An 18,181-nucleotide genomic window follows, 5' to 3' on the forward strand; every position below is an offset into this window, starting at 1 on the left:
CGGCCACCTGTGCATCCAAGTCTTTCTGCTGGATGGTGTTTCTGCTCGACAGCGAGCCGGATTTTGCTTCGTGCCCCCTCATCGCGGGTGCGGCACTGCCCCACCGCGAGTCGACCGTCATCCTGCTGTGTGTCAGACGACCCCTCCCCTCTGCCGCGTCGAGTGAACTGGCCCAGGGCTCATGCGTGGTGGCCGAGGACTGGCGGCCTCAGGCAGAGTTAGCCAGGACCCACGCCACGCGCCACCAGTTCACGCACTCGCTCATCACCCAGGTAGTGCGGACCGTCAAAAGCATAGATCGGCCATGCCTGGTAGGCGTCGATCTGGGGCAGGAATTCGTCCGCCGTGGCACTGCGGAACCCCCGTTAGGGGCCGGGCGAAAGGCTTCCGCGATGACGCGCACGCGGGAGGGCCCCAGTCGGCGTGTCAGGTGCACAAGATAGTCGCGCGCCACCTCGGGGTGCGCGCATGCACGCCCACGCCGTCTTGAAAGAATACGCCCACGTCGCGTGGCAACCAGCGTTCGATCCAGTCGGCCAGGGCGCCGGGACCCAGGTTGGCGCTGTCGTAGGCGCTGATCCACAGCGGGCGCGGCAGCTCGCGCAGCGCCTCGGCAAGCAACTCGGGGCCCGCCCAGGTAGGGTCGACCTCGGCGGGGAAATACCAGCCGCTGACCCGCAGCGGCAAGGGAGCTGCAGCCAGCGCCAGCGCGCGCGATTGCGCCGCCAGTTCTTTCAGCGACGCACGTGACCATGCTTCGTCGTGCAGGCCCGAGAGGCCCAGAATGACGTCGCGCGCCCAGGGTTCACTGGCGATCCGGTACCAGTCAGGCAAGTCCGGGCCAATCAGCGGAAGTCCTGCGCCTTCGACAAAGCTCTGACCATCCACGGCCGACCATTGGACCAGCAACCGTCTGACACCTAAGCGCTCCCATCCGCCACGGGGGCGCAGAGTCTGACGACTGAGTTGCCAGACGATGCCGTCGATACGGCGCGCGGCCGAACTTGGCTGACCAGCGCACGCTCCCGACGCTGTGACAGCGACAGCCGTGGCCAGCACCGTGCGACGTGTCAGGGCACGCGCCCTTCCTAGCGATTGTCGAGGCGACTGGGCGAGGTCCATGTGTAGCCCAGGGCCTCGAGGCCTGTCACGATCTCCTGCAGATCGCGCATGCCACGGCCGCCGGTGATTTCACCGATAAGGAATGGGTGAATGAAGAACGAGGCGAATCCATCGCGCACAACCCGAGCGTATTCGGCGTTGCGGACCACATCCTGTGCCGTGAGTTCCTCCTCGACGCCGAACTGGTAGTACTGAAGGTTGCCTAGGTTTTCCGGCAGCACGCGCAGACCGTAAATATCGCGCTCGATCACGTAGGGGAAGAACTGCCACAGCTCGAAGTCGGCACCCAGGCCTGGCGTGAGGTTGGGGGTGCCGGAGGTGTAATAGGTGTGGCGCTGGTAGGCAGTTTGGTAGACCTGTTCAACGGCTTGCAGGACGGACGGCGCACCATGGTAGTGAGGGGTTTCCCAGGCGACGGGCTGATACCCGAGATCGAGGAACTGACGCAACCCGGTGTTGACGCGATTGAGTGCCCAGGCCACTGAATCGCCCGCCATGGGGGCATTGCGCATCACGTCCCAGAACTCGTAGTCAAGGCCTGACCCCCGGTGCCGGGAAAGCCGTTGCGATAGGTATCGGACTGATGGCTCAGGCCATGCTGCACAATTTCGCCGCCCCGCGCCAGCGCGTAATCCAGCGCCAAGCGCAGGGTGGTGGCCTCGGCCAACGGAATGTCCGTGGGCACGCCGTTGTTCTGCGAACCATAGGGATCCTTGTAATGCGGGATCGTGGCCATCGAAAACGGGATGCCGCGTGCATGGAGATAGTCGACGACCGGCTTGAAGTTGTCCGGATCAACCTTGGCATCAATATCCTCCAGGCGGATCATGGCCTGGTGCGACTCGGCATGGTCGACGCCGAGCATGTCGTGCAATAGATCGGCGAACACCAGATACCGGTCACGGGCATGGATGTAGTTGAATGGCAGATTCGGCGACGAACCAGAAGTTGTCCGATTGCAGGACATACGGCGCTGTGGCTCCAGTTGCTGGATTACCGATCACCGCATGCACCCGCGCCCGCGTGCGGTCGGTGACCTCGGTGATGAACACTTCCGGATCGGCAGCGATTTCCCCTCATAGATGGTGGCACGCTTCTGAAACGAGAGGTTCTTGTAGTAGACGGTGCTGAAGAAGCTGGGCACGCTGCCGGCAGGGGTTGGCCCTGCGTCAAAGAAGCGGCTGCCCCAGGGAACGAAGCCCCAGCGTGACCTGGTGGAGAAACCGTCGAGCAGGTTCATCTGCTCCAGATTGCTGCGCAACCACACCACGCGCGCGTTGGTTCTGCTGACATCGCTCAGGAAGTTCGTGGGTACAGTCTGTCCGGTGGCCCAGCCGATATAGAACGTGGTGTGGTACTCGTTGACCGAGCCGTTGCGATACTGTTGGACGGGGATAGCCTGGACTTCGGCGTCGAAATGGCCCAGCAGGTTTTGCAGCATGATCCCGAAGCCGCGCCCGAGCCTGGCGTACTGGTTGTCCTCAGGTTCGTCGTACAAGATCAACACCCGCGGTCCGGCAGGAGGCGTGCGAACGGGCGCAGGAAGTGCCGCAACGGGCGCGCGTGGCACGGGCACATTGGTGCCGAAGGGAAAGACTGGCGGCGTCGCTCCGCCGCCCGGCCCAGCGGGTGGCTGGCTGTAGAAGGGTCAGACCCACCGCCGCAGGCGGTGAGGGCAATAACCATGAGCAGGTATGCGTATCGAAGAAGGCGTTGAATCACGATGTGCTCTCCTGCGGCCCGACACCTATGGTCAGGCCGTCGTCATTGGCAAGAATCGGGTCGGTCAATACACCAGCGCAGCGCGCAGAAACCACCCCTTGCCGCGCTCGTCGCCCGCCAGCCGCCAGCGATGCTGCAGCGACAGGTCGAGGTAGGAGCGCGGTGCGTGGTATTTGTCTTCGCGGAACCAGTAACGGGCACCCAGACCGATGCCCGCGCCCGCCGCGCCGTTGTAGCCCGCAGCGGTACGCCACGAGTTGTAATCAACACCCAGCACTGCGTGCGGAAACAGCACCCAGCGTGCATCCGGATCGCCCATGCGGAAGCTGCGTCCTGCCTGAGCTTCGAACGTCAGGTAGTCCTGCTTGCGCCGCAGAAAGCGACCGGCCTCCACGTACACGTTCAATGTATTCCAGTGCGGCACGTCGACGCGCAGATCGGTGCCAAATCCGCCGGAATAACCGGCACGCACCAGCCAGTCGTTGTGCGAGAGGGAGCCGATCTTGATGCGTCGCTCGATCGCCAGCACCAGATTGTGATCTCTCAAGGGCTTGACCCGAAGCCCCAGCGCCCCTTGCATCGTTTCCGCACCTCTCGGCCCACCATCCTTGCTGTAAATGGTTTGCGCCAAGCCTCCGTACACCTCCCAGAAGCTGCCATCCCTGTAGCCCTGCGGCCGCCAGTACGCTTCGCCCACCAATTGAGCGATGTCGCTGTAAGCGCCAGGCTGCGCAGCCACCGAACCCGGCGACATGCCGCGGTAGCCGAGCAAAGCATTGACGCCCCACGTTCGCTCACGGTCAGCCAACTCTCTGCGTGTGGCGAATTTCTGTCGAGAGCTGAGTTGCAGACGCCCTGCTTCAGCTGCGTCAATGGCTTCACGAAAATAGAGCATGGATCGTTCGTTGTCGACCATGCGGGTGGCGGTATAGGCGGCATCCTGCAATGACGTACTGGGCAGCTTGCCTGCCGCATGCGCACGATTGAAGACATCCAACCCGGTGCGGTCGTCACCAACGCGTGTCGCCAGATAAGCCAGATCCGGATCCGTGCTCTGGCGCAGGGCCGGCGTCGATACAGCTTCGGCAAAAAGCGCTGCAGCCTCGTCGCGGCGCCCTTCCTGCAGCAGAAGATCCACCTCACTGGATAGCGACAATCGGCCGGCTTGCAAAGCGGCCCGCGCATCGGAAGATGCCGCCTCGGTCTGCCCAAGCTGTTGCCGCAAGCGGCTACGTAGAGCCAAGACCTCGGGCGCACTGGGGCGACTCTCAAGGTAGCGGTCAGCTTCCGTGATGGCTTGGGTCGTGTTGCCACCCGATATCAGGGCTTGCAGGCGCAGCAGGAGATAGGGTTGGTGCGCAGGGTTAAGCTGCATGGCCTGCCCCGCCTTCTCAGCTGCCTCCGCATAGTCACGCGATGCGTAAGCTCGATATGCAGCCTGCGCGATCTCGCTGGCGGGGTCTGCAGGATTGGGGCCTGGCCAGATTTCGCACCCAGGCGTATAGGCGGAACCGAAACAGTTCACCATGGGCAAGCGCAACGCCGCCGTGTACAGGGATGCAGGCGAAATCACACGCCTCAGCGCGGTGTCCACCTCGGCCTGGCGGGCAAGAACGCCCGGATCTGTCCCCGCGCCGAGCGGTGCGATCAAGACTTGCGCGCGCTCAGGTTGACCGGCCGCGAGCGCTGCGTCGGCGGCGATGATCCGATAGCTCTGTTGTTCGTGCTGCGTCAAGTGAGGCATGGTCAGCGCGGCATCGAATGCCTGTGCTGCCTCACCTGTGCGCCCTTGGGCCTGCAACGCGGCGGCGCGCAAAACACGCAGCGAAGCATGGTCCGCAACCGCCAATCCATCATTGGCCACCTGCTCGGCACGCGCGTACTGTTGACCTTCGAGCAGCAAGCCCAACAACTGCAGGCGGTGTGCAAGCACGTTGGGCATCTGCTCCAGTCCCTGCTGGGCACGCTGGACGGCCTCTACCAGATCGCCGCGGCTACGCGCCTGGCGCGCTTGGTCGAAATAACCCCAGGCACGGCGCTGCTGCAAGCTCTCGTGCAATGTTCGCCACGCGGGATCAGCCTGCAGATTCGCTTGCTGCTCGACCTGCGCCATGGTGGCTGCCGCCTCGACATCGTGACCATTCTCCAACAGCAGGTAAACCAGCAGGCGTTGGTACTCCACGTTATCTGGCGCCTGTTGCGCCGCAGTCCGCGCATGCTGAAGGGCTACCCTGGTCTCACCCCTGTCGACCGCTGCATAAGCCGCGGCGGCGGCTGCATAGCCCGGGACGGCCGGTGCGGTCTTCTGCACCAGACCGGTTCCATGCCGCTGTCGCGGCGTCGATGCCGGGCGCTGAGCCGGGCGCCGCGGTGTCGCACGAGACGGAACCGGAGAACTCGTTACATCAACCGACTTTGTCGGCGCCGCAGACTTCGGTGCAGCCGCTGGGGCTGTCTCGGTGACTGGAGCAGCCGCCGTGGGCTCGGAGGCCGGCGCGAGCGCCGGCACTGGAGGGACCGCCCGCTCCAGACCGCGCAAGGCTTCGATCAAGCGCCGATCCCCGGGGTTGCGCTTGACCTGCGATTTCAGCAATGCCTCGGCCTTCTGCGCCTCGCCATAGCGGCTGTAAGCGGTCGCCAGATGGAGTGCGATGACCGCACTTTGGGGCGCCAGTCGATGGGCCTGCTCCAACTCCGAAATGGCCCGCCGCCCATCGCCTCGAGACATGGCCTCGAAGGCTTTGTCGAGATGAGGATGGAGCTGAAAACGCTGGAACGGCGTGATCTCCGGACCCAGCTCCACAACCTGTGAGACGGCTGCAAGCGGCCCGAGTGCCAGCGTGAAGAGAACAATGTGAGAGGTACGCATCATCGATTGCCTATGCTGTGCCATGCGCCCGCTCCGGTTCAACTTGCCCGAGCAGATGGGACATCGTCACCTGCAATTGCTTCTGAAGCTGAAGCGCCTCATCCAGTCCCCCAGATGTCAGCACACCTTCGCGCACCAAAAATTCGCCGAGACTGGTTTCGGTTTTTCTGGCGCAGCAGCAACGCTCCCAGCGCGGCTGGGTCTATACTGCCGACAGCCATCAAGACATCCCCCAGCAGAAGCTGTCGAGAAACGTAGTGGCGCCATAACGACCTGGCGTTGTCGACCGATATCCGCTGCTCGCGCACAGCCGATTCGAGCAGTTCCTGCGCTGGTTCGGAACCATGACGAGCGTATAGCCGCCGCAACTCGACGGTGACCTGACCCTTTGGCACGATCACATAGCGAACCGGTCGTTTCAACTTGCGCCCGATCGCCGCCAAAGACACCGGATCGATGGTCGCCTCGCTGGCCAAGACCAAGGTACGCCCGTCCTCGCGAAGCGGCACGACGCCATATCGCAGCGCAATGGACGCTGGTACCTGTGCCGCCGCCTGCTCATCGAGTGGTCGTCCGTCCATCGATTCCCAGTCCACCTCGCCCTGAGTCGCCACAGCCGCCGCCAACTGATCGGCACTGATCACGCCTCGGTGAACGAGCGCGCTGCCCAAGCGCAGGCCGCGCGTGGGTCTCTCCAAGGCAGCTTGCAATTGCTCCTCCGTCAGCGCCCCTTGATCGACCAGTATCCGTCCCAGCGGGTGGCGCTGGCGCGGACCCTCTCCCAGCAAAGGAAAGTCGTGATCCGTCTTCACCCAGGCCATTCGGCGCAGATCCTTGGCACGCAGTGCCTGCGCTACCGCGCGCCAGTTGGCCAGGAAGTTCACGAAGTTGCCCCAGATCAACCGCAACACCGACAACAGCCCCTGCAATACACCGTAATAGCTGGTGACAAAGAAAATCCGCTGCAAGATGCGATTGAACATGAGCACCAGGTTGACGAGAAGCAGCAGCACGAACCACCGGTCACCCTCGAAGATCGAAAGGAACTTGTAGCTGTCCGGCACCCAACGCTGGTAAAGCCAAATGGCAATCAACTGCAGCGCCAGCAGCGTGGCCAGAAAGCTGGCGAAGTTCGTGATGGCACCCTTGCGGTCACGCCACAGGAAGTAGTTCAGCGGCGCGCTCTTGGTCCAGCGCAAAGTGCGGAAACCCTGGATCACGATGCCAGTGATCCAGCGGGATTTCTGGCGCACTGCCGCCGCCAGCGTATCGGGGAAATACTCCCGCACCGAAATCACGCTGGCCTCACGGGCACTGCGCCCCACACGTTTGGGCGTCTGATGGTCGGAGTGGTGACTGGTGTCGTCCACCGGGAAACGCACAAAGATCTCGCTCATACCCAACTGCTTGAGGCGGAACCCGATGTCGTAGTCCTCCGTCAAGCTCTGGGTATCAAAGGCAATGCCATCCCCTGCGCCAGCAGCGCAGTGATGGCCCGTCGACTGAAGCAGGTTCCCACACCGGCGCTTGGCACTTGGCCAACCAGCGCCTCGCGCACCACGATATCCTTGCCGTGCAGTTCCGCGAACTCATCCAGATAATGGCCGCCGGTGAAATCCAGCAGCGGTCGCTCCAACGGATAGACGGGCAACTGGATCATGTCCTTTCGGTCGACCAGGAAGTTGAACAACCGCAACTCGAGCTTCGACAGCACGTCTTCTGCATCGTGCAAGATGAACCCGGCAAACTGAACGCCTGACCGCTGCTCGAACTGGAAAATCGCATCCACGATGTTGTTCAGGCAATCGGCCTTGCTGGTTGGCCCAGGTCGAGCACAAACCACGTTGTGAACATTGGGAAAGCGGCTGCGCACCTTTTCCACATCGGCAAAGGTCTCGGGGTCGTTGGGATAGGTTCCCACGAAGATGTGGTAGTTCTCGTAGTCCAGCGTGGTGGCTGCGAGCTCAGCCATCCGCCCGATGACACCATGCTCCTGCCATGCGGGCACCATGATGGCCAGTGGTTTCTCTTCGATGGCGTACAACGCGTTGGAGTCCATTCGCTGGTGGCGTGCATACACCGTGAGTGCGCGCCAAGCGCGCCTGACCCAGTAGGCGATGTCGATGAACAGGTCATCGACGCCACTGATGAAAATGACGATCGCGACCACGATCGCGATGGCTTTCAGTCCATAGAGATAGGCTGTAAAGACGTCAAGCCACGACATTGACCTGACCTTCCGGCTGATCGCAGGATGAATCTTCCCCGCACAGGGCGGACCCCAGCCGGTCGGCAATCTGCAGCCCGGCCGTGCCGTCGCCGAACGGGTTGCTGGGCGCCTGCATCCGCCTGTAGGCGACGTCATCGGTCATCAAACGGCGCACTGTTTTCAGGATCAGGTCACGATTCGTGCCGACCAGGAGCGCGCAGCCCGCGTCCAGAACTTCCGGCCGCTCCGTCTCTTCGCGCAGCACCAGTACCGGCACCTTGAACGTCGGCGCCTCTTCCTGCAAACCACCCGAATCGCTGAGCACCAGCCAGGCGTCGGCAAGGGCTTGCTGCATGGCGAGATAGTCAAGCGGCTCGGTAAGGCAAATATTGGCCAGCCCCCAGAAGGCGATGCACCGGCTCCTGGATGATCGGGTTCAGGTGCACCGGAAACAGCACCGGCAACGAGGAAATTCCCGCGCAATGTCGGCGACAGCGGCACACGCGTGCTCCACGTCGGCTCCCCAGTTCTCCCGCCGATGCATCGTCACCAGCAGATGCCCCTTCCCGACAAGACGGCGTCGAATATCATGCTGTGCGCACGCCCACAACTGAGCATCGACCACCGTATTGCCCGTGACCATGATCTTCTGAGGCGACACTCCCTCCCTTTCCAGGGCTTTCGCAGCGCGCGAAGTCGGCGCGAAGTGAAAGCTGGCGATGCGGCCGATCATCTGGCGCAGACCTTCCTCGGGGAACGGTCGGTTCAGGTTGTAGGTTCGCAACCCCGCTTCGACGTGTGCGACAGGAATCTGGTGGTAAAACCCTGACAGTGCCCCCAGGAACGCACTCTCGGTATCGCCCTGAACGATCACGGCGGCCCAGGGTTTGCTGCGCAGCACGGCATCGAGTTGCACCCGGCAACCTGTGCTGAAGTCCAGAAGAGATTCCTCTTTCCGCTCCAGAACATGGTCGGGCTTGACGTTGAAGCATGCCAGCATCTGTACAGCCATGTCACCGTGCTGACCAGTGTGTACCCAACTCGGGCGGGCCCAACTAGACTCCCGCAACGCATGGTAGACGGACGCAAGCTTGATGATTTCGGGCCGCGTACCGCAGACGATCAGGATGGGAACCTTGCCGTCTGGAAGTGTGTGGAGGAATTCCTCATCACAACACCTCGAAATCAGCCCAGGCTGAAGAAGGCCCCGAATCCTCGCTCGGTGGCGGGGCATCAAGGTCGACCACGAAGACGATCTCGCCGCCGAAGCGACCGACCCCAGCAACCTCATCAGGGCCTGCTCCTGCTCAGGCGTCGCCATGCGCAAGAAGCAGATGGCCTGCTGCCTGCCTTCATGTACAGACGTCAGAATGTCCATTCGACGAACAGTACCGAACGGCGCACACATTTCCTGCAACGCGGTCCGAAGGGCAGCAATATCTGCGCATTTGCACAGTTCTGCGATGGATCTCATTGTTTTGCTCTCCCTGAAACGAGCACCGACACCAGTCGCTTGCTCTTATGAGCTGTTCCGACTGTACTCACTTGTGCACAACTCTCGAGTCGTTGCAATCAATGCGAGGGTGCATTCGTGATCTTTGTCACAATTCTCGAAGATTGGATCGATCCTTGGCTCGACCGCGCCGCAAAGGTCGTGCTTGCGCCCGTGTCACAATTTGCGACAGTCCGATTCGCAGTTCTTGGGATCTTGAATTCTCACCAGTCAACGTGAACAGCTCGCAACATCCCAGGCGCAGTGCCGAGGTCCCCCGGTCTCAGGGGGCGGAACTGCGCCAACCGCGAGAAGGGAAGCCTCGCTGGACAACATCGCGCGACTGGTGCAGGAGTCGACTGCACTGGATGCAGCATTGATCTGCTTGCAACCTGGCGCGGGCACGGAGCCTCTCCGCTGGGGGCCTGCGGGATCCCCATTGACGCGCAGGACCAAGACAGCGTCCTGGCCATGTGGACGAAGCTCATCTCGTCACCCGCGCCGACACTGGACGAACCCATTGCAGGACGGCGGATTTTGCAGCGTGCGGTGGCGCCGGTGCGCAATCGGGCTGGCGATCAACTGGGTTGGCTGATGGTTTTGAGCTTTTCTGACCCGGGGCCCCATCAAACCGCAGAAGCGCTGGTTCAGCGACTGGCCGCCCGCCTGAGCCACTGGATCGAACTCACGGAGGCGGTTGACCGGCACCCGAAGACGGAAGACGGCCATGCCGCCGATCAACTCGAGGCGCGCCTGCGCGGCGCCATGCGGGCCATGCAGATGGGCAGTTGGGTCTACAGCGTCGCACCGCGGCGGCTGGCCCTGAGCGCCGACGCGGCCATGATCCTCGGCCTGACGGCGCAACAGCCGCGCAATCTGGACGACCTTCTGCAATCCTTCACCGCCGAAACAGCCAGGGGCTGCGCCGCGCGTTCGTGGCATGCATCCGCGACCGCATGCCCATCGACACCGAAGTGCGCTTCAGCTCACCCGACGCCACGGGCCGCTGGATGCGCTTCATTGGCGAGGCCAGCACCAGCAGCGCTGGCGAGGTGCTGGAAATACATGGCGCCGTGCAGGATGTCAGCACTCGCCGGCAGGCCCAGGAAGAAACCGTGCGCCTGGCCATGCGCCTGACGACGACGCTCGCCAGCATCAACGAGGCCTTCGTCACCCTCGACCGGCAAAGCCAGTTCATGTACGTCAACCGCGAAAGCGAGCAGCTGCTGGGTCACACCACGGGCGAACTGCTGGGAGAGCCGGTGCATCGCTGGCTCGTGGGGCAGACCCCGGGCTTGCTGCAGGAGGAGCTGGAAGGCGCGCTGGCGCGCAACGAGCGCACCGAGTTCGAAGACTTCTACCCCGCACTGAAAAAATGGATTGAAGTCCGGGCCCACCCTTATGCCGAAGGCTTGGCGGTGTACTTCCGCGACGTCACCGAGCGGCGCCTCGCGCAAGAGCAGCTGATGCTGCTGCAGACCGGCATCGCGCGACTGAACGACATCGTGCTCATCGTCGAGGCCGTGGGTGGCGATGCCGGCCAGACGCGGATCGCCTTCGTCAACGATGCCTTCGAGCGGCAGACCGGGTTTTCGCGCAAGGACGTGGTGGGCAAGGGGCTTGGCGTGCTGGCGCATGGCGTGGGCGCCGACACCCTGAGCGAACTCATCACCGGGCTGGCGCACCCCGACACCTTCACCGTGCGCCGACGCGAGATGCTGCTGCAGCACCGCGACGGCTCCACCTACTGGATGGACCTGGACGCGGTGCCCGTGCGCGCTTCCGACGGCCAGATCACCCACTGGGTGGCGGTGGGCCGCGACGTGACCGCGCGCAAACAAGCCGACGAAAAATCCACCACCTGGCGTTCTTCGACCCGCTGACCGAGCTGCCCAACCGGCTGCTGCTGATCGAGCGCCTGGAAGCCGCCCTGGCCGAGAGCGAGCGCACCGGCCAGTCCGGAGCGCTGATGTTCATCGACCTGGACAACTTCAAGGTGCTGAACGACACCATGGGCCATTCGCGCGGCGACCTGCTGCTGCAGCGCGTGGCCGAGCGCCTGCAGCGCAGCGTGCGCAAGGCCGATACCGTGGCGCGCATCGGGGGCGACGAGTTCGTGGTCATGCTGCAGGGCCTCGGCACCGATCCGCACAGCGCGGCCCTCAAGACCAAGACGGTGGCCACCAAGGTGCTGGCACGCATGAGCGAGCCGTTCGACCTGGGCGACTACCAGCACTACAGCACCGTCAGCATCGGCGTCACCGGCTTCGGCGCCCAGCCGACCGGCGTGAGCGAACTGCTCAAGCAGGCTGATCTGGCCATGTACCAGGCCAAGAGCGCGGGGCGCGACACCATCGCCTTCTTCGATCCGGCGATGCAGGCGGCCGTCAGTGCCAGCGCGGCCCTGGGCGCCGATGTGCGCGCGGCCCTGCAGGCCGGCGACCAGTTCAGCGTGCACTACCAGCCGCTGTTCAACCAGCAGCGCTGCGTCACCGGTGTCGAGGCCCTGCTGCGCTGGCGCCATCCGGCGCGCGGCGCGGTCAGCCCGGCCGAATTCATTCCCATCGCCGAAGACACCGGACTGATCCTGCCGCTGGGCCACTGGGTGCTGGAGCAGGCCTGCGCCCAGCTGGCGGCGTGGGCGGAACGACCGGAGACGGCGCAGCTCAGCATCGCGGTCAACGTCAGCGTGCGCCAGTTCCGGCACCCCGAGTTCGTCGACCAGGTGATCGCAGCCATCCGGCGCCACCGCGTGGCGCCCCGCCTGCTGAAGCTGGAGCTGACGGAAAGCCTGCTGGCCGACCGCATGGAGATCACGCTGGAGAAGATGGACACGCTCAAGCAGCTCGGCGTGACGCTGTCGCTGGACGACTTCGGCACGGGCTACTCCTCGCTGGCCTACCTCAAGCGCCTGCCGCTGGACCAGCTGAAGATCGACAAGGGCTTCGTGGCCGATGTGCTGACCGACCCCAGCGATGCCGCCATCGCCCGCGCCATCATCGAGCTGGCGCACAGCCAGGGCTTGTCGGTGATTGCGGAAGGCGTCGCGACCGAAGAGCAGCACCGCTTCCTGGTCGATCACGGGTGCGATCTGTTCCAGGGCTTTCTGCTGGCCAAGCCGATGTCGATCGGCGCGCTCGAAGAATTCATGGATCAGCACCGCGACACAGCCACCGCGCCGTTGCACGAATGAGCTCGGCGCCGTCATCGCGCCGACTGAACCCCGGGACCTCAACCCAGCGTCATCAGGCTCGCGTTGCCACCAGCGGCGGCCGTGTTGATGCTCAGGGCGCGCTCGACCACCAGGCGCTCCAGCGGCACGTCGGCCTGGCCGGGTGGCAGCGCCGCCAGCCTGACGATGGGGCCGGCACGCCCCGCCAGCAGCTGCGCGATTTCACGCGTCCGCGCCTCATCGCCATGCAGCAGCACGGCGTCGACTGCGGCCGTGTCGCTGCGCCAGTCGGCCGCCACGGCGACCTGCGCCAGCACCTCCACCGGCAGCCGCGCCCAATCGGCCTGCGCACTGGCCGGCCACACCGCCTGGCCACCGACGGCCAGCACGGCAGCGGTCTGCAGCAGGCGATCGGCGCCGTTCGCGGCCAGACACAGCACGCGGGCGCAGGGCGCCAGGGTGTAGAGGTTGCGTTCGCCGGTCGGGCCGTGCAGCACGCGTGCCGGCCCACCCGGGTTGAGTTCGGCAAAGCGCTGGCAGGCAGCGATCAGCGCGTCGTCGCGCTGGGTCCGTGCCCAACCCAGCAGCGCGTCGAAGGCGGGCGAAGACCCCGTCGGCTCCCGGTCCGCGTCGCCTGCCGCACGGACAGCCTGCCGCGCCGCGGCGGCCGGCCGTGCGGACAGCAGTCGCAGCAGGTACAGCGGCCCGCCCGCCTTCGGGCCCGTGCCCGACAAGCCATCGCCCCCGAAGGGCTGCACACCCACTACCGCACCCACCATGTTGCGGTTGACGTACAGGTTGCCCACCTGGAGGCGCCGCGTGACGCGCGCAATGGTCTCGTCGATGCGCGTGTGCACGCCCCGGTCAGGCCGTAGCCGGCGGAGTTGATCTGGTCGATCAGCGCATCCAGCCCGGCGCGGCGATAGCGCAGCACATGCAGCACCGGGCCAAAGACTTCGCGCTCCAGCTGATCCAGCCGGTCGATCTCGATCAGCGTCGGGGCGATGAAGGTGCCGTGCACCTGCGCCTCGCGCAGACCGCGCGTGGCCTGGTGCACGGCCTGCCGCTGGCGCGCAGGGCGTCGATGTGGCGCTGGATGCCGGCCTGCGCGGCGGCGTCGATCACCGGGCCGATGTCGGGGACAGCGCCGCCGGGTGGCCGATGGTCGCCTCGTCCATGGCGCCTTTCAGCATGGCGACGATGCGGTCGGCGACGTCGGCCTGCAGGCACAGCACGCGCAATGCCGAGCAGCGCTGCCCGGCCGAGTCGAAGGCGGACGCCATCACGTCCTGCACCACCTGCTCGGCCAGCGCGGACGAATCGACGATGAGCGCGTTCTGCCCGCCGGTCTCGGCGATCAGCGGCACCGGCTGGCCGTCGGGGCTCAGGCGCGCAGCCAGCGCGGCCTGGATGTTGCGCGCGACCTCGGTGGAGCCGGTGAACAGCACGCCGCGCGTGCGCGCATCGGCCACCAGCGACGCGCCCACGGTCGCGCCATCGCCCGGCAGCAGCTGCAGCGCACCGTGCGGCACGCCGGCGGCGTGCAGGTGGCGCACGGACTCGGCGGCAATCAGCGGCGTCTGCTCGGCCGGCTTGGCCAGCACCACGTTGCCGGCGGCCAGCGCGGCAGCGACCTGGCCGGTGAAGATGGCGAGCGGGAAGTTCCACGGACTGATGCACGCCACGGGGCCCAGCGGCACGTGTGTGGCGTTGTCGAACTGCGTGCGCGCCTGGGCGGCGTAGTAGCGTAGGAAGTCGATGGCCTCGCGCACCTCCGACACGGCATTGGCCCAGGTCTTGCCGGCTTCGCGCACCAGCAGGCCCATGAGGCGCGGCATGTCGGCCTGCAGCGCATCGGCCGCGTGTTCGAGCGCGGCGGCGCGCGCGGACGGCGGCGTGGCGGCCCAGGCGGGGGCGGCGGCTTCGGCAATCGTCAGCGCGTGCTCGACATCCGCGACGGTGGCGGGGCGCACGTGGCCGACGATGTCGCGCCGGTCGGCGGGGTTGCGGATGGGGATGCTCCCTCGCCCAATTGGGGAGAGGGTTGGGGTGAGGGGCCGGCGGTGGCAGGACGTGAAGCGGTTGGCCCCCACCCCAGCCCTCCCCAGCGGGGAGGGGAAGAGCCCTCACCCCGGCCCTCTCCCGCCAGCGGGAGAGGGAGTGGATTCGGCATCGAATCGGGCGTCAGCGCTTGCTGGACGGGCGCAGACAGCAATGATTTCGATAGCGCCACCAGCGTCTGCTCATCCGCCAGATCCATCCCCGCCGAATTGCGCCGCGCCGCGCCGTACAGCGCGCCCGGCAGCGGGATGCGCGGATGCGGCGCGCCGACGGGCTGCTCGCGCTCGACCAGCGCCACCGGGTCTTCGATGAGCGCTTCAAGCGGCACCGCGTTGTCCGCGATACGGTTGACGAACGACGTATTCGCCCCGTTCTCCAGCAGCCGCCGCACCAGGTAGGCCAGCAGCGTCTCGTGCGTGCCCACCGGGGCGTAGATGCGGCACGGGCGCTGCACACCGAGCGCGCCACGCACGATCTGCTCGTACAGCGGCTCGCCCATGCCGTGCAGGCACTGGAACTCGTATTGCCCCGGCCGCCAGTCGGCCGTCCCGGCCATCTGCACGATGGCGGCCACGCTGTGCGCGTTGTGGGTGGCGAACTGCGGGTACACCGCATCCGGCGCCGCCAGCAACTGGCGTGCACAGGCCAAGTAGCTCACGTCGCTGTGCGCCTTGCGGGTGTAGACGGGGTAGTCGCTCTGCCCATCCACCTGCGCGCGCTTGATCTCGCTGTCCCAATAGGCGCCCTTCACCAGCCGCACCATCAGCCGGTGGCCGCTGCGGCGCGCCAGGTCGACCAGCCAGTCGATCACCGCCGGGCAGCGCTTCTGGTACGCCTGAATGACGAAGCCGATGCCGTGCCAGCCGGCCAACGCAGGCTCGTGGCACAGCCGCTCCAGCAGGTCCAGCGACAGCTCCAGCCGCTCGGCCTCCTCGGCGTCGATGTTCAGGCCGATGCCGTGCCCGCGCGCGCGCTCGGCAAGCTGCCGCAGGCGCGGGTACAGCTCGGCCAGCACGCGGCCTTTCTGCGCACGGCTGTAGCGCGGGTGCAGCGCCGACAGCTTGATCGAGATGCCGGGCCCGTCGATCAGCCCGCGCCCGCCGGCCGCGCGGCCAATGGCGTCGATGGCCTGCTCGTAGGCCGCCAGGTAGCGCGCTGCGTCGGCGGCCGTCAGCGCCGCCTCGCCCAGCATGTCGTACGAAAAGCGGAAGCCCTCGGCCTCGCGCGGGCGGGCGTTGCGCAGGGCTTCGTCGATGGTCTCGCCGGTCACGAACTGCTCGCCCATCAGGCGCATCGCGCGGTCCACGCCGGTGCGGATCAGCGGCTCGCCGCCCTTGCCGATGAGGCGCGTGAGCGACTGTCCCAGCGTGGCCTCGCTGTGCGTGGCCACCAGCCGGCCGGTGATCAGCAGCCCCCACGCGGCGGCGTTGACGAACAGCGACGGACTTTGGCCCAGGTGCGCCTGCCAATCGCCGCGCGCCACCTTGTCGCGGATCAGCGCGTCGCGCGTGGCCGCATCGGGAATGCGCAGCAGCGCCTCGGCCAGGCACATCAGCGCCACCCCTTCCTGCGACGACAGCGCGAACTCCTGCAGCAGCCCCTGCACGATGCCGGCGCGCCCACCCTCGCGCCGGCGCGCGCGCAGCGTGCTGGCCAGCCGGTGCGCCAGCGCGTGCGTGGCGGCGGCCTGCTCGGGCGGCAGGCGCGCGGCGCCCAGCAGCGGGGCCAGCGCTTCGGCTTCAGGCACGCGCGTGGCGGCGGTGATGGCGGCGCGCAGCGGCTGTTGCGGCGCGATCTCGGCGTGCAGGGCGGCGAAGGGGTCGGTGGCGGTCATGGCGGCATCCAGGGGTGTGGGAGCGGCCTTGGCCGCGATGGCAGCCCGTCATCGCACGAGGCGCTGATCGCGGCCGAGGCCGCTCCCACAGGGGAGAACATGCCGCCATTGTTCGATGCTCTCCACCGAATAAATCACCAACATGGGCAACTTTGGCAGCAAAATATTCAGCCATGCCCACCACCCACCCCGACCTCGACCGCATCGACCTGCGCATCCTGGGCGCCCTGCAGCGCGACGGCCGCATCAGCAACCTGAAGCTGGCCGACACCGTGTCGCTCTCGCCCACCGCCGTGCTGGCGCGCGTCCAGCGCCTCACGCGCGAGGGCTTCATCCGCGGCTACCACGCCGAACTGGACCCCGGCAAGCTCGGCCGCGGCATGGTGGTGTTCGTCGAGGTGCTGCTCGACCGCACCACACCCAACGTGTTCGACCAGTTCAAGGCCGCCGTGCAGGTGCACGACGAGATCATGGAATGCCACATGGTCGCCGGCGGCTTCGACTACCTGCTGAAGACCCGCATGGCCGACATGGCCGCCTACCGCGCCTTTGCCGGCCAGGTGCTGTGGCAGCTGCCGGGCGTGCGCGAAACGCGCACCTATGCGGTGATGGAAGAGGTGAAGAGCGGCAGCGCGCTGCCGCTGGGGTAAGCGGCGGCGCCGCCTGGATTACATGCCAAATCGCTCTGTAGCTCCCAGCCGATGAGCGCAGACAGCTATCAAACCAGAAGCAATCCGCGCATCCTGGTGGTCGGCACCAGCGGCGCCGGCAAATCGCGCCTGGCGGGCCAGTTGGCCGCCGCGCTCGGCGTGCCGCACGTGGAACTGGACGCGCTGTACTGGGGCCCCGACTGGACGCCGCGGCCGCGCGCCGACTTCGAGGCCGGCGTGCGCCAGGCCGCCGCCGCGCCGGCCTGGGTGATCGACGGCAACCACGGCAGCGCGCGCGACCTGCTGTGGCCACACGCCACGCACGTGGTGTGGCTGGACTACGGCCGCGCCACCGTCATGGCGCGCGTGCTGCGCCGCACGTTGCGCCGCGTGCTGCTGCGCCAGCCGCTGTGGGCCGGCAACCGCGAATCGCTGCGGCGCACGCTGTTCACGCGGGGCAGCATCCTGCGCTGGTCGTGGGACACCTTCGAGAAGAACCGCCGCGCCTACACCAGGTTGCGCGATGGCAATGCCTATCCGCAGCTGCAGTGGCTTGAATTCCGGCGTCCGGCCGAAGCGCGGGCATGGCTGCGGCGCATTCGAAAGCTATCACAATGATAGCTTTATGCGCTTGATACAAGGGCGCTTCGGGGCAATTTGAGCCACAAACGCTTCGACCGGGCAGCGTCCGCGCCGAACCACCATCACTGGCGCAGCCGCAACTCGTACTCGACGACGGTGAACTTGCGCACCTTCTCGCGCTCGGCCCAGGCGCGCAGCGGCAGGCCGCCGGCGACCATGGCCTGCAGCCGGCGCCGCGCCGCGCGCTGCCGCGCGCCATGTCCGGGTCCCACACCAGCGGGCCGTCGGCCGACAGCCCGGCGATCAGCACGCTGTGCTCGAACGAGCCGCTGACCACGTGGCGCCCTTCCAGGACGGCCGCGTGCGCCAGGCGGGTGGCGGTCTTCAGGGGCAGATGGTCGTCCCAGCGCTGGCAGCTGAATTCGATGTCGACCAGCGCGCGCCGGTCGGGGTGCCAGACCTGGCGGA

The 18,181-nt window shown here is 66.1% G+C and carries 12 protein-coding genes and 3 pseudogenes; 4 read left to right on the forward strand and 11 right to left on the reverse strand.

From position 1 onward, the window contains the following. Positions 1–218: 218 nt before the first annotated feature. The 9 genes and pseudogenes from H0I39_RS24065 to H0I39_RS09685 all read right to left on the reverse strand — a co-directional run bounded on the left by H0I39_RS24065 (position 219) and on the right by H0I39_RS09685 (position 10,308). Positions 219–1,122: pseudogene (locus H0I39_RS24065) on the reverse strand (alpha-amylase family protein). Then, entirely contained in the window at positions 1,089–1,634 is a 546-nt protein-coding gene (locus H0I39_RS09655; RefSeq protein WP_180550345.1) for a DUF2334 domain-containing protein, read from the reverse strand. Before H0I39_RS09655 ends, H0I39_RS24065 begins: the two are co-directional and overlap by 34 nt. Continuing rightward, positions 1,634–2,011: a DUF2334 domain-containing protein gene (locus H0I39_RS09660; RefSeq protein ID WP_180550346.1), complete on the reverse strand. Its 378-nt coding sequence runs from the start codon at positions 2,009–2,011 to the stop codon at positions 1,634–1,636. The genes H0I39_RS09655 and H0I39_RS09660 overlap by 1 nt, the downstream gene beginning before the upstream one ends. A 111-nt stretch (positions 2,012–2,122) precedes the next feature. Beyond that, complete coding sequence (locus tag H0I39_RS09665; protein ID WP_180550347.1) at positions 2,123–2,620, reverse strand: hypothetical protein; 498 nt, start codon at positions 2,618–2,620, stop codon at positions 2,123–2,125. Positions 2,621–2,908: 288 nt separating this feature from the next. After that, a complete protein-coding gene (locus H0I39_RS09670; protein WP_180550348.1) occupies positions 2,909–5,716 on the reverse strand; it encodes an NfrA family protein in 2,808 nt (935 codons plus the stop codon). A gap of 95 nt (positions 5,717–5,811) precedes the next feature. Further along, the gene (locus tag H0I39_RS22025) at positions 5,812–7,155 is read right to left on the reverse strand and encodes a cyclic di-GMP-binding domain-containing protein, MshE-related (protein ID WP_257645727.1); all 1,344 of its coding nucleotides are present in this window, start codon (positions 7,153–7,155) and stop codon (positions 5,812–5,814) included. Continuing rightward, the gene (locus tag H0I39_RS22030; protein WP_257645728.1) at positions 7,152–7,940 is read right to left on the reverse strand and encodes a glycosyltransferase; all 789 of its coding nucleotides are present in this window, start codon (positions 7,938–7,940) and stop codon (positions 7,152–7,154) included. Before H0I39_RS22030 ends, H0I39_RS22025 begins: the two co-directional genes overlap by 4 nt. Further along, positions 7,927–9,396 (reverse strand): annotated as a pseudogene (gene wecB, locus H0I39_RS09680) (non-hydrolyzing UDP-N-acetylglucosamine 2-epimerase). Before wecB ends, H0I39_RS22030 begins: the two are co-directional and overlap by 14 nt. A gap of 510 nt (positions 9,397–9,906) precedes the next feature. Continuing rightward, a complete protein-coding gene (locus H0I39_RS09685) occupies positions 9,907–10,308 on the reverse strand; it encodes a hypothetical protein (protein WP_180550349.1) in 402 nt (133 codons plus the stop codon). A gap of 62 nt (positions 10,309–10,370) precedes the next feature. Here H0I39_RS09685 and H0I39_RS09690 point away from each other — a divergent pair, with 62 nt between their 5' ends. Both H0I39_RS09690 and H0I39_RS09695 read left to right on the forward strand, forming a co-directional pair. After that, a complete protein-coding gene (locus H0I39_RS09690; RefSeq protein WP_180550350.1) occupies positions 10,371–11,297 on the forward strand; it encodes a PAS domain-containing protein in 927 nt (308 codons plus the stop codon). Positions 11,298–11,323: 26 nt separating this feature from the next. Beyond that, entirely contained in the window at positions 11,324–12,607 is a 1,284-nt protein-coding gene (locus H0I39_RS09695; RefSeq protein WP_308645917.1) for a putative bifunctional diguanylate cyclase/phosphodiesterase, read from the forward strand. A 38-nt stretch (positions 12,608–12,645) separates the two neighbouring features. On the opposite strand, the pseudogene putA reads toward H0I39_RS09695, so the two are convergent. Beyond that, positions 12,646–16,481 (reverse strand): annotated as a pseudogene (gene putA / locus H0I39_RS22035) (bifunctional proline dehydrogenase/L-glutamate gamma-semialdehyde dehydrogenase PutA). A gap of 173 nt (positions 16,482–16,654) precedes the next feature. Between putA and H0I39_RS09710 the strand changes: the two are divergent. Together H0I39_RS09710 and H0I39_RS09715 are read left to right on the forward strand one after the other, a co-directional pair. Then, positions 16,655–17,131: an Lrp/AsnC ligand binding domain-containing protein gene (locus H0I39_RS09710; protein ID WP_180550352.1), complete on the forward strand. Its 477-nt coding sequence runs from the start codon at positions 16,655–16,657 to the stop codon at positions 17,129–17,131. A gap of 51 nt (positions 17,132–17,182) precedes the next feature. Continuing rightward, positions 17,183–17,749 (forward strand): P-loop NTPase family protein, encoded by a 567-nt coding sequence (locus H0I39_RS09715; RefSeq protein WP_180550353.1) that lies wholly within the window; start codon positions 17,183–17,185, stop codon positions 17,747–17,749. Between the two features lie 86 nt (positions 17,750–17,835). Here the strand turns inward: H0I39_RS09715 and H0I39_RS09720 are convergent, their stop codons facing one another. After that, positions 17,836–17,985 carry a hypothetical protein gene (locus tag H0I39_RS09720; protein WP_180550354.1) on the reverse strand — a complete coding sequence of 50 codons (150 nt, stop codon included), beginning with the start codon at positions 17,983–17,985 and terminating at the stop codon, positions 17,836–17,838. Between the last annotated feature and the right edge of the window lie 196 nt (positions 17,986–18,181).

Source organism: Ottowia beijingensis (genome assembly GCF_013423955.1).
In the GTDB taxonomy this organism is placed as follows: Bacteria; Pseudomonadota; Gammaproteobacteria; order Burkholderiales; family Burkholderiaceae_C; genus Ottowia; species Ottowia beijingensis.